We start from the raw sequence: 11,870 nt of genomic DNA, 5'->3' as shown, positions 1-11,870 counted from the left end.
TCAGAGCATCTTTTTTTAGGATGATTTTTTTGTACGTACTTTTGGTAAGATTTTTGATAAAGGAACAGCTTTTTCGCGCGTCCAAGTCGTTTCATCAGCAGGGTCAAACTGCTCTAGATACTTAATGACTTCTTTTGTAATTGGCGTAGGAGTTGATGCACCAGCCGTTACAGCAACAGAAGTAGCACCTTTAAGCCAATCCACTTCAAGCTCAGAAATATCGCTAATACGATAAGCTTTTGTTCCAGCAATCTCTTCAGAAACCTGCGCTAGGCGGTTAGAGTTATTACTTTTTGGATCACCAACAACAATTGTCACGTCGGCTTCTCCGGCTTGTTCCGCTACCGCTTCTTGACGTACTTGTGTTGCTAGGCAAATTTCTTTATGAACTTCAGCATGAGGGTACTTCTCCTGAACTTTTTCAATCACATCGGCTACGTCCCATTGGCTCATTGTTGTTTGATTAGTCACAATGATTTTATCTCTTGTAATCGCAAGGGATTCCACATCTTCTTCTTTTTCAATTAGATGAACGATGTGAGGTGCAATTCCAACTGCACCTTCTGGCTCAGGATGGCCTTTTTTGCCGATATAGACAACCTCATAGCCTTCTTTTTCTTTTGCAAGAATAAGGTCATGGGTTTTTGTTACGTCTGGACACGTTGCGTCAATGGTAACAAGTCCTTTTTCCTTTGCGCGTTCTTTTACTTCTGGTGATACACCATGAGCTGTAAAAATGACCGTACCTTCATTAATTTTATCTAAAATCTCTAAACGGTTTGCACCGTCTAGGGTAATGATTCCATCTTCTTCAAACGCGTCTGTTACGTGCTTGTTATGCACAATCATGCCTAATATATAAATTGGGCGTGGAAGTGATGTATCCAAAGCTGCGTTGCGTGCAATAACCATTGCATCAACAACTCCATAGCAATAGCCGCGTGGAGCAATCTTTATAACCTTCATTAGTATCCTCCTCATCATAAGGTGACGAGTATTTGTAAACTCCTTTCTATTATATAAAAGCATGAACAATAATACAAAGAATATATTGGTGCTGTAATGGTTCATCTCAATAACTGGAATTAGCCCTTAGTTTCGATGCAAGTATGTATAAAAGGTAGATGTTAACCTCTCTACCTTTTTTATCTTAAATGTAAAGCTTTGGTGTTGATTGGCGTACCTTTTTAACAGATTTAATTTCTTGATCATCAAAATCAAACTCGTCACTTTCCGATTTTTTTTCTTTTTCGTCCTCTTTTAAACCATCAACCTGCTTACTTACTTCATTTTCTTTTTCTTCGCTATCGTTATTTGGGTCATTCTCTTCTCCTTCATCTGTATCCGCCGTTCGTAATAGCTGATACATTTTTAGGAGAGATGGAGCGTTTTTAACGAGTGGTCCGTATTGTTGTACCATTGGCCCCATGGTTTCAGCTACTTTAATAACCTTTTGAATATTGGTCATCATAGAGCTAAGCGTAGCAGGGTTCGTTAAGTTCTGTAAGTTACTTAATAATGAAGCAGACGATGCTGGTGTAGCTGCACTTTGAACCGTATTAAATAGAGAAGTAGGTGGAATCATCCTTTGAGCTCCAGCAGCTCCAGAACCTCCAATGGCTTCAGGACCTCTGGCACCAGCACGACCTCTTCCAAATATACGAGCTAGTAAATTCCCTGGACCACGAGACGTTCCTTGAGGGTTGATTCCCTGTGTATTCGGGAAGAATGTTTGTTGAGTATTAGTAGGTCCAAAAGGACTCTGCATACGAGGGGGAAAGGATGGTCTTCTTGGAATCAAAGAGCGCACCTCCTTTAGGTTAGTAAACTTCTTCTTTATCCTATGCATTTGTACCGAAAATGTTTGCAAAACCCAACATAAGTTTTTAGAATCGAAATGATCAGTAGTCAGCGAGAGAAAAATGGATTATAATCATATATTGTGTTTAAAATTGAACGTGACAGTAAAAAAAGGAGATTTAATATGGAAAAAACTAACTTTGAACGTTTTGAGCTACAGCCATTTTTAATAGAAGCAATCAAGCAATTAGGGTTTTATAACCCAACGGAAATTCAAGAACGCTTAATTCCATCAGTTTTAAAGGGAGACAGCGTTATTGGTCAGTCGCAAACTGGAACAGGTAAAACACATGCATATTTACTTCCTCTTTTAGAAAAAGTAAATCCAGCAAAACAAGAAGTACAGGTTGTTATTGCGGCACCAACACGTGAGTTAGCTTCACAAATTTATAAAGAAGTACTAAAGATTACGAAGTACTGTGAAGAAGGCAAAGAAATTACGGCAAAATGTTTTATTGGTGGAACAGACAAGCAGCGTACGATTGAAAAGCTAAAAAAACAGCCGCAAATTGTCGTTGGAACACCTTCACGTTTATTTGACTTAGTGAATGAAAAAGCGTTATTTGTTCATACAACTGCAGCAATCGTTGTGGATGAAGCAGATTTAATGCTTGATATGGGCTTTTTAGAAGACGTAGATCGCTTAGCGAGTAGCATGCCTGAAAAGCTTCAAATGCTTGTATTCTCAGCTACAATTCCAGAGAAATTAAAGCCATTCTTGAAAAAATATATGGATAACCCTAAGTATTCTCACGTATCACCAAACCAAGTAGCAGCAGCTAAGCTAGAGCATGTATTAGTACCACTTCGTCACCGTAACAAGTTTAAACTTTTACATGATATGCTTTTGTCGTATAACCCATATTTAGCTATTGTGTTTACCAACACGAAGAAGATGGCTGATGAAGTAGCGGATGATTTAATGGCAAAAGGTCTTCGCGTAGGTCGTATTCATGGGGATTTAACGCCGCGTGATCGTAAGAAAATGATGAAACAAATCTCAAATTTAGAGTTTCAATACGTTGTTGCAACAGATTTAGCAGCTCGCGGTATTGATATTGAAGGAATTAGCCACGTAATCAACTTTGAGCTTCCTTCAGACCTGGATTTTTATATTCATCGCGTAGGACGTACAGCACGTGCTGGATATTCAGGAATTGCTGCTACAATGTATGATGTAGAAGATGAAGATGCAGTGATTCGACTTGAGAAAATGGGAATTGAGTTTGTGAACAAAGACTTAAAAAACGGTGAGTGGATTTCAATTGATGACCGCAACCGTCGTAAAAAACGTCAAAAGAAAACGGATGACGTTGATAAAGAAGCAAGTCGCTTAATTCAAAAGCCGAAGAAAGTAAAACCTGGTTATAAGAAAAAACGTGCTCGAGAAATTCAAAAATTTGTTCAGAAGAAAAAAAGAAGCGAGCGCCGGAATAATCGATAAAACAGAGGTGGTAACAACATGTTAAAAATCGGTTCACACGTATCAATGAGTGGGAAAAAGATGTTACTTGGTGCTAGTGAAGAAGCTGTTTCATATGGAGCGAATACGTTTATGATTTATACGGGTGCTCCTCAAAATACAAGACGCAAAAAAATTGAAGAGCTAAACATTGAAGCTGGTCTACAGCATATGAAAGAAAACGGTATTGATAATATCGTTGTGCATGCTCCATATATCATTAATATTGGGAATACAACAAATCCAGTCACGTTTGAGCTTGGAGTAGAGTTTTTAACTTCAGAAATTCAGCGCACGCATGCTCTTGGGGCTCGCCAAATTGTGCTTCATCCAGGAGCTCATGTAGGAGCGGGGGCAGAAACAGGAATCAAGCAGATTATTAGTGGGTTAAACGAAGTGCTTCGTCCAGACCAAGAAGTACAAATTGCTTTAGAAACAATGGCTGGAAAAGGTTCTGAATGTGGAAGAAGTTTTGAAGAAATCGCTATGATTATTGATGGAGTGACGCATAACGAAAAGCTGTCGGTTTGCTTTGATACATGTCACGTTCACGATGCAGGCTATGATATTGTGAATGATTTTGACGGTGTGCTAAACGAATTCGACAAAACAGTAGGTATCGACCGTATTAAAGTACTGCACGTTAACGATAGTAAAAATAGCTGTGGGGCTAAAAAAGACCGACATGAAAATATTGGATTTGGCCATATTGGATTTGACGCGTTAAATTACATTGTCCATCATCCAGCATTTGTGGATGTACCTAAAATTTTAGAAACGCCGTACGTTGGTATTGACAAAAAGACGAAAAAAGCACCGTATAAGCTTGAAATTGATATGCTAAAAGCAAAAGCGTTTGATCCCGAGTTACAAAATAAGCTGATGAGCTAACAGCTAAAATAAGCTGGGACATAAGTATTTGAGCTAACGAGATATCCGAACTAGTGGAAGTTAACGACTTTTGATAGTTTGGGTATCTTTTTGTTTGTTTTGAAAATAAGTTAAAAAGCCTAGTGGAATGGAGCGTAAGACATATGACTCCTGCGGGAACAGAGGAAAGGCTGAGACCCCGCAGCGCAGCGAGGAGGCTCAGATTCCTCCCCGCGGAAAGCGAGTGTCTGCAGCGCAATGGAACGAACTGGTTATTACAGCCTAAAGACTTTAGAAAAGGCATACGTGGTCTTTGAGAAAAAATCGTTTCGTTTTTTCTTAGACTCTTTGTTTATGTTACATCAGTTTTTGGAACAGCTCATTAACCTTTTTAGCCGTTTCACGATCTGTTACTTGAGCAATTTGTTTAATTAAATAACGCCGCTCAGATTCATTGTAAATATTTACAGGTTTTTGCTTAATGACGTTTACAAGAGTATGAGCCTGTTCAGGTGTAATGAATACATTATACTGCTTGCTATAGCTAAGCAGCTCTTTGGGTGTTAAGTTATTTATTTTTTTGTTAACGATTTGTTGAACAATTTTCATGTCAATCCCTCCTCGTTATATATATTGTATGAGGGAAAGTGCAACATGTGCCTATTTTCTTTATGTGTTAAAGTTTACAACAAAGTAGGATTGAGGTATACTATTAGAATGATTAAATCGTAACGATTCTGACATGAATGGGGTAACGGCTAAGACAATAAACCGTGCCCTGTTCGTCGTGCTTAAATATAGAAAAGAATGGTGATGGATATGAGTATAGCGAATGCTATTGAAGTTGAACAATTATCGTTCCAATACGATGGGAGATATGTTTTAGAAGACATTAGCTTTTCAATTCCAAAAGGGTCTTTTTTAGGGCTTGTGGGTCCAAATGGCTCTGGAAAATCAACGCTTATTAAATGTATTCTAGGATTGCAGAAGCCTTCAAAAGGATTAATTCGCTTATTTGGGACAGAACAAAGAAAATTTAAAGAGCGAAGCAAAATTGGCTATGTGTCACAAAAAGCAAATAGTTTTAACAGTGGTTTTCCCGCAACTGTATTTGAAGTTGTATCAACAGGGCTAACGTCTAAGATTGGCTTGTTTAAGTTTATGACACCAGCACATCGAAAAAAAGTCAAAGAAGCAATAGCGGCAGTTGGTATGAGTGAGTTTATAAATCGAAACATAGGTGAGTTATCAGGTGGACAGCAACAGCGTATTTTTATTGCACGTGCTCTTGTGAGTGATCCGGAGCTGCTTATATTAGATGAGCCAACGGTTGGTGTGGATGCTCAAAATGTTCAAAATTTTTATCAATTATTAGAAAAGCTAAATAAGGAACACGGAATTACGCTGTTACTTGTTACGCATGATATTGGAACGATCACTGATAAAGTAACGCACGTTGCGTGTTTAAATAAATTTTTACATTTTCACGGGGAATCAAAGGACTTTGAAACGTTTTGTGAGCATGATGTATCCATGTTTTATGGACATGACATTCATATGTTAACTCATCACCATGACCATGGAGGGCAGCACGCATGATTGCAAGTTTATTTGAATTTGAATTTTTACGCAATGCATTTGCAACGGGAATGATCATTGGAATCCTAGCTCCGCTTTTGGGCGCTTTTATCGTTGTGCGCCGCCTTTCTCTTATTGCAGATGCGCTTAGCCATGTAACTCTTGCCGGAATTTCTTTCAGCTTGTTATTGAGTCAGAAAGTAGGGTTTATGCAAGGAGTAAATCCACTATATCTAGGAATGGTTGCTTCAGTTGGAGGATCGCTTTTCATTGAAAAGCTACGTGCGGTTTACAAGCATTACCAAGAATTAGCCATTCCCATTATTTTATCGGGCGGAATAGGAATTAGTGCCATTTGTATTTCATTAGCAGATGGCTTTAACAATGACCTAATGAATTATTTGTTTGGTAGCGTGAGTGCTGTAAGCCGATCGGATTTATGGACGGTTATTGGTATTGCGGTAGTAGTTATTACGCTCGTTTTCGTATTTTATAAAGAATTATTTATTTTATCCTTTGATGAAGAGCATGCGTCAGCATCTGGCATTAAAGCGAAATGGGTGCATTTTTTATTTATCGTAATGGTTGCTTTAGTTATTGCGGTTTCCATGCGAATTGTTGGAATTTTATTAGTGTCATCCTTAATGACGCTCCCGGTAGCAGCGAGCATTCGCTTAGCTAATGGTTTCAAACAAACCATTTTATTATCGGTCATGTTTGGAGAAGTATCCGTACTAGGTGGGTTGTTTTCAGCTTACTATTTAGATTTAGCTCCCGGAGGTACAATTGTTGTCATTGCTGTTATAATTTTAATTATATCAATTATGATTAACAAAGGGCGAAAGGGGAAAAGAACATGAATTTGTCAGAAGCAATTAATTTGTTAAAAGATGAAGGATATAAGCATACTGGAAAACGAGAAGAAATGCTTACGTTGTTTTCAAAAACGGATAAGTACTTAACGGCTAAAGATGTGTTAGAGCATATGCGATTGGATTATCCAGGTCTTAGCTTTGATACTATTTATCGTAACTTATCACTATTTGCAGACCTTGGCATATTAGAGATGACGGAGCTTTCAAGTGAAAAGCACTTCCGCTTTAAATGTGCAACTAAACACCACCATCATCACTTTATTTGCTTAGAATGCGGCAAAACAAAAGAAATTGATGCTTGTCCAATGAAGTATGTAAACGAAGACTTAAAGGGATTCGATGTAACGGGACATAAATTTGAAATCTACGGCAAATGTACGGATTGTAACGAGCAAGTGGTAAACTAAATTTTATAAACAAAAGGCGAACTTAGCTTAAGTTCGCCTTTTATTGTTGCAATTATGATTGTATTTTTAACCAATTGTTTACCCATTCATTTGCTTCTATCCAATTATGAACCCGTACCACTTTTGACGGCACTGGAAGGCGGTTATAAGGTGTATCAAAAAGAATGACGGGTATATCGCACTCTTCGCTTATATCACAAGCATTATCGTGTTTGTCCTCAAAAAAGATATCCACTTTGTGCTTTTTCGCTGCTTCTACTTTAAAGTGCGTTCCAATTAGTTCAATATGATGAAAGGATACATCATGTTCATTAAACCAATTTTCTGTCACATCCAATAGCTTATCTGAGCGAGCGCTGATAAAAAAGAGCTCATGCTGCTTATGCCATTGCTGCAAAATTTCCTTTGCATGTGGAGCAAGAGGGGATGTTTTGTAAATGGCAGCTTCGTTGTCTGTAAACCATTGTGCTAATTCTTCGCGAGTAGCATTTACAAAAGGTAAAAAATCATACTCCGTAATATCTTCGTAAGTTAAATTTGCATTAAATGCTTTATTCAAATGAGGAACAAATGTTTCGGGTGAAGTGACTGTTCCATCAATGTCAATTCCAAATCGTTTAGACAACCAATTGCACTCCAATCTGTAAAATCTGCTCTAGCGGCTTGTTATGTTAAGTGTACTAAAGTAAGAAAACATTAACAACTATAATTTTAAGATGACATCACATACTATAAATGCTCCTTTATTTCAGAAAGTGAGGGATAGACATGGAGAATGAGCAGCATGAACGACGTAAGGATATAGATTATGACGCGTACGAAGCAGACTTTATGGAAGAAACGGCTGCTGAGATAGCAGGTCCAGCTTCAGCACGTGAAGAGCATATTCATCGTGAACATGAAGTAGTTGATCGAGATGAAGGGAAAGGGTATGGGCGTTTTGCGCTAATCCTATCCATTCTTTCGTTATTCTTCTTGCCAATTATCCTTGGCGCAGCTGGGATTATTTTAGGGTTTATCGCACGAAGAAAAGGAGCATATACGTTAGGAGCATGGGCAATAGGAATTGGGATTGTATCCATTATTGTGGGAACCTTTGTCCTCCCGTTCTTTTAACAAAGAAAACAGGGTACCGAAACGGTACCCTGTTTTTTAAGCATTTTGTTCTGCTTTTTGTTTTTCATAATATTCTTCAGCAATTTTATCTACTTCTTTTTTCAACTCTTCAACCATTGTTTCCTCTGGAACCTTACGAACGATTTCACCCTTGCGGAAGAGCAATCCTTCACCTCGAGCGCCAGCAATTCCGATATCGGCTTCACGAGCTTCACCAGGTCCGTTTACTGCACAACCTAATACGGCAACTTTAATTGGTGCCTTAATGTGTGAAATATACTCTTCGACTTCGTTTGCAATGCTAATGAGGTCAATTTCAATGCGTCCGCATGTAGGACAAGAAATTAAAGTCGCTGCGTTAGCTGCTAAACCGAATGATTTTAATAATTCGCGAGCTACCTTTACTTCTTCAACTGGATCGGCACTTAAAGATACACGAACGGTATTTCCAATACCTTTAGATAAAATAGCACCTAATCCAGCAGCGCTTTTTACTGTTCCAGCAAATAATGTACCAGACTCTGTGATACCTAAGTGTAGAGGATAATCAAAAGCTTTTGCTGCCTTTTCATATGCTTCAATGGCTAGGTTTACATCAGAAGCTTTCATGGATACGATGATATCGTGGAAGTCTAAATCCTCTAGAATTTTAATGTGATGTAATGCACTTTCCACCATGCCATCAGCCGTTGGATATCCGTATTTATCTAGAATACGCTTTTCAAGTGACCCTGCGTTAACTCCAATACGAATTGGAATACCCTTAGCTTTCGCAGCATTCACAACAGCTTCAACTTTTTCACGGCGTCCAATGTTTCCTGGGTTAATTCGAATTTTATCAGCTCCGCCTTCAATTGCTTTTAAAGCAAGACGGTAATCGAAATGAATGTCAACAACTAAAGGGATATTGATTTGTTTTTTAATATCTGCAATAGCATTTGCTGCGCGCTCATCTGGGCAAGCTACGCGAACAACTTGACACCCTGCTTCTTCTAGGCGCTTGATTTCAGCAACCGTTGCTTCAACATCATGTGTCTTTGTTGTTGTCATGCTTTGGATAACTACTTCATTATTACCACCGATTGTTAAATTTCCAACTTTAACAGGGCGTGTTTTTGTACGATGTATAATTTCACTCACGTGATAATCTCTCCTTCAAAAAGAAATCAAGAATTTAGATTCATTAATAGAATAACTCTTTATAGATAAAATAACTAGTATAAAGTGTCGCTTGTTTATTTTAACAATGACAATCTTTGTTTGACAAGAAGTATGCTGTAATTACTTGTAAGTAGGAAATTTATATGTTTTTCCAACTTGAATTTCATGTGGAGAAAGCCCGTTGTTTAAGCTTGTAAAGTCCTTTGATAGCTGATTGATTGAAACGGGAATAGAGCCTTTTAGTGCTTTTTCTATAATGGACAATACTGTATCACCAGCTTTTACTCTTACTTCTATAAAGTGTGTTGTTGTTTGTGTTGGTTTTTCTTTCTCAGCATTTGCTATGACAGGAGCAGCTTCAGTTGAGGAAGGGATCGTACCATATTTAATATCATAATGACAAATATAACCAACAAATGCGAGAGCGGCAAGGGCAGATAGTCTTTTCATAAGCTCCTCCTGAAAGCAAATTTTAAATAAACAGGGTGTTATAGCTTATGCTTGCCCAACTTTAACTATGAATGGAGAATTTATTTTGAAAGAAAAATTAATGATGATCTCACTAGGATTATTACCGCTCATTATGGTGTTAGGAAATTCTACTTTGATTCCTCTGTTACCAAATATTCAGCAGTCCTTAGGTTTAAACGAATTGCAAACAGGCTTTATCTTAAGCGCTTTTACAATCCCGGCAGCCATTTTAATTCCAATTGCAGGCATCCTATCCGATCGTTACGGTAGAAAAAAGCTTATTTTAATTTCGTTAACCTTTATTATGGTTGGAAGTGTTATTTCATTTTTAAGCATGGCCATACCAAATGAGGCATTTTCAATTCTAATTGGGGGGCGAGTGATACAGGGAATGGGAGCAGCAGGCACGACAACCCTTGCAATGGCCTTAGTAGGTGATGTGTTTCATAATGATAAGCGAGCGACGGCATTAGGATTATTAGAAGTTTATAACGGAGTAGGGAAGGTAATTGCTCCTATTATAGGTGCAACTGTTGGGCTCGTAATATGGTCTGCTGTTTTTATTGTCTATCCTTTAGTTGCATTGATGGCTTTTTTAGGTATTAGCCGATATGTGGAAAATGTAAAGGGCAGTGAAAATGTGTTAGGAATTAGAGCTTATTTTCAACAAGCTTTTCGAATTGTTTACCAAAGAAAAAAAGAATTGTTTCCTCTTTTTTTTATAGGAGGGGTAGGATTGTTTATTGTGTTTGGTGTTCTGTATTTTCTATCCTTTTTAATTCAGGAAACGTATCATATCGATGGTTTTTTTAAGGGAACAGCTTTTTTCTTCCCTCTCAGTGCGATGACCCTTGCTTCTTACTGGAGCGGAAAAAGAATTAAAAACGATGAGGCACTAATGAAGAAATTAATGCTTCTAGGTACGAGTTTATTATTTGTAACGTTCGGCTTGCTTATTTTTGTTCATTCTCTGTCTGTTTTAATGTTTAGCTTGACGCTTGCTTTTGGTGGGCTTGGCTTTGTATTACCATGCGTCAACATGATGATTACGTCTACAGCTTCAGATGCAGAAAGAGGATTTGTTGTGTCATTATACGGGACAACGCGATTTCTAGGTGTTGCTTTAGGACCCATTGTATATGGAATTTGGATGATGAATGAAAAAAGCATGTACGTGTATAGCTTTCTGACTTTGCTGATAGCGGGTGGCTGGTTGATTTTACGAATCTTCAGTTCAGTTGATATTGGAAAGAGAAAAGTCGTAAAAATGAAATCGAAGTAGTTCTTTTTACCTGAAGGGAACAATTTCTTTACATAAAATGGCTGATCTGCAAAGAGAAGGAATAGCAGGTGAAGTAATTCTGTTGCAGAAGGAAAAAGCTGTGACGCTTGTAGAAAATCGTAACGTAACAGTAGATATTTCAAACGCTCTAGAGAAAAAGGTGGAAAGAATAGGGGAGGGTGTTGTCCATTTTCAAATTAAGGACCAAGGTTACACAGTAGCCTTTAAACAAATTCCTGAAGTTAAATCTTTAATTACGTCTTTTCAGTTAATGTTAGAGCATATGCAATCAATGTTTTTACAACTAAAAGAAACAACTGCTGCTCTTGATAATACGGGTTATATGCTAAAACAAGCCTCGACTAATTCACTTGACCATAATAGACAGTTAGTAGAGATGACAGATCTTTTACAAATAGGCGCTTCTCAAACGGCTACTAGTTCAGAACAAAATATTAATTTTTTTCAAAACATGAATCAATATATAGATAGTATGATTTCTCAAATGAAACAATTATCAATAAATACAAGAGAAATGGATGAATGAGCTAAAATGGGGCAGCTGTCTGTTTAACAAATGTTGAAAACACTGATAAAATAGGACAGGAGTTAGCCACACTTTCCAAAAAACTGCAGCAAGTCGCTCATTTCTTTTAATTACTATAAAGCGTACCTCTTAAGCGTTTAAAGAGGTACGCTTTTCCTTTTTAATCGGAAGCCTATATAAGTTGAATTAAAGGATTACGATTACTCTCTGTTGAAGTATAAGGGTAACACTTACCAATGAA

15 protein-coding genes are annotated in these 11,870 nt (G+C 37.7%); 9 read left to right on the top strand and 6 right to left on the bottom strand.

All coding sequences use genetic code 11. The features are described from left to right. Nucleotides 1-15: 15 nt before the first annotated feature. Complete coding sequence (locus AC1UFB_RS00145; RefSeq protein WP_100346809.1) at nucleotides 16-966, bottom strand: 4-hydroxy-3-methylbut-2-enyl diphosphate reductase; 951 nt, start codon at nucleotides 964-966, stop codon at nucleotides 16-18. A gap of 184 nt (nucleotides 967-1,150) precedes the next feature. Further along, nucleotides 1,151-1,810, bottom strand: coding sequence for a VrrA/YqfQ family protein (vrrA, locus tag AC1UFB_RS00140; RefSeq protein ID WP_482588234.1), 660 nt, complete (start codon nucleotides 1,808-1,810; stop codon nucleotides 1,151-1,153). A 174-nt stretch (nucleotides 1,811-1,984) separates the two neighbouring features. On the opposite strand from vrrA, the gene AC1UFB_RS00135 reads away from it, so the two are divergent. The 3 genes from AC1UFB_RS00135 (at nucleotide 1,985) to AC1UFB_RS00125 (ending at nucleotide 4,478) form a co-directional block, all read left to right on the top strand. After that, entirely contained in the window at nucleotides 1,985-3,304 is a 1,320-nt protein-coding gene (locus AC1UFB_RS00135) for a DEAD/DEAH box helicase (RefSeq protein WP_025911611.1), read from the top strand. 18 nt (nucleotides 3,305-3,322) lie between these two features. Then, nucleotides 3,323-4,213, top strand: a complete 891-nt coding sequence (locus AC1UFB_RS00130; protein WP_100346811.1) for a deoxyribonuclease IV — start codon at nucleotides 3,323-3,325, stop codon at nucleotides 4,211-4,213. Between the two features lie 127 nt (nucleotides 4,214-4,340). Continuing rightward, nucleotides 4,341-4,478 carry a hypothetical protein gene (locus tag AC1UFB_RS00125; RefSeq protein WP_160169911.1) on the top strand — a complete coding sequence of 46 codons (138 nt, stop codon included), beginning with the start codon at nucleotides 4,341-4,343 and terminating at the stop codon, nucleotides 4,476-4,478. 71 nt (nucleotides 4,479-4,549) lie between these two features. Here the strand turns inward: AC1UFB_RS00125 and AC1UFB_RS00120 are convergent, their stop codons facing one another. Then, entirely contained in the window at nucleotides 4,550-4,801 is a 252-nt protein-coding gene (locus AC1UFB_RS00120) for a DUF2624 domain-containing protein (RefSeq protein WP_025911607.1), read from the bottom strand. Nucleotides 4,802-5,011: 210 nt separating this feature from the next. On the opposite strand from AC1UFB_RS00120, the gene AC1UFB_RS00115 reads away from it, so the two are divergent. Genes AC1UFB_RS00115 through AC1UFB_RS00105 form a run of 3 tightly spaced genes read left to right on the top strand, consistent with a single transcriptional unit; the run spans nucleotide 5,012 to nucleotide 7,052 of the window. Next, nucleotides 5,012-5,791 (top strand): metal ABC transporter ATP-binding protein, encoded by a 780-nt coding sequence (locus AC1UFB_RS00115; RefSeq protein WP_078989269.1) that lies wholly within the window; start codon nucleotides 5,012-5,014, stop codon nucleotides 5,789-5,791. Then, nucleotides 5,788-6,630 carry a metal ABC transporter permease gene (locus AC1UFB_RS00110; protein ID WP_025911604.1) on the top strand — a complete coding sequence of 281 codons (843 nt, stop codon included), beginning with the start codon at nucleotides 5,788-5,790 and terminating at the stop codon, nucleotides 6,628-6,630. The genes AC1UFB_RS00115 and AC1UFB_RS00110 overlap by 4 nt, the downstream gene beginning before the upstream one ends. Next, nucleotides 6,627-7,052, top strand: a complete 426-nt coding sequence (locus AC1UFB_RS00105; protein WP_025911602.1) for a Fur family transcriptional regulator — start codon at nucleotides 6,627-6,629, stop codon at nucleotides 7,050-7,052. Before AC1UFB_RS00110 ends, AC1UFB_RS00105 begins: the two co-directional genes overlap by 4 nt. A 52-nt stretch (nucleotides 7,053-7,104) precedes the next feature. Here the strand turns inward: AC1UFB_RS00105 and AC1UFB_RS00100 are convergent, their stop codons facing one another. Then, nucleotides 7,105-7,677: a 5' nucleotidase, NT5C type gene (locus tag AC1UFB_RS00100; RefSeq protein ID WP_062687170.1), complete on the bottom strand. Its 573-nt coding sequence runs from the start codon at nucleotides 7,675-7,677 to the stop codon at nucleotides 7,105-7,107. Between the two features lie 143 nt (nucleotides 7,678-7,820). On the opposite strand from AC1UFB_RS00100, the gene AC1UFB_RS00095 reads away from it, so the two are divergent. After that, entirely contained in the window at nucleotides 7,821-8,168 is a 348-nt protein-coding gene (locus AC1UFB_RS00095; RefSeq protein WP_100346813.1) for a DUF4190 domain-containing protein, read from the top strand. 36 nt (nucleotides 8,169-8,204) lie between these two features. On the opposite strand, the gene ispG is transcribed toward AC1UFB_RS00095, so the two are convergent. After that, nucleotides 8,205-9,299 carry a flavodoxin-dependent (E)-4-hydroxy-3-methylbut-2-enyl-diphosphate synthase gene (ispG, locus tag AC1UFB_RS00090; protein WP_174521173.1) on the bottom strand — a complete coding sequence of 365 codons (1,095 nt, stop codon included), beginning with the start codon at nucleotides 9,297-9,299 and terminating at the stop codon, nucleotides 8,205-8,207. A gap of 150 nt (nucleotides 9,300-9,449) precedes the next feature. Next, the gene (locus AC1UFB_RS00085) at nucleotides 9,450-9,779 is read right to left on the bottom strand and encodes a LysM peptidoglycan-binding domain-containing protein (RefSeq protein ID WP_100346814.1); all 330 of its coding nucleotides are present in this window, start codon (nucleotides 9,777-9,779) and stop codon (nucleotides 9,450-9,452) included. 85 nt (nucleotides 9,780-9,864) lie between these two features. On the opposite strand from AC1UFB_RS00085, the gene AC1UFB_RS00080 reads away from it, so the two are divergent. Both AC1UFB_RS00080 and AC1UFB_RS00075 read left to right on the top strand, forming a co-directional pair. Beyond that, nucleotides 9,865-11,082, top strand: a complete 1,218-nt coding sequence (locus tag AC1UFB_RS00080; protein ID WP_025911595.1) for an MFS transporter — start codon at nucleotides 9,865-9,867, stop codon at nucleotides 11,080-11,082. An 82-nt stretch (nucleotides 11,083-11,164) separates the two neighbouring features. After that, nucleotides 11,165-11,629: a hypothetical protein gene (locus AC1UFB_RS00075; RefSeq protein ID WP_482588229.1), complete on the top strand. Its 465-nt coding sequence runs from the start codon at nucleotides 11,165-11,167 to the stop codon at nucleotides 11,627-11,629. Nucleotides 11,630-11,870 lie beyond the last annotated feature (241 nt).

It is taken from the genome of Priestia sp. KCTC 13724 (assembly GCF_056820425.1).
The sequence above is the reverse complement of the archived record's forward strand: the minus strand, read 5'-3'. Positions and strand labels throughout refer to the sequence as shown.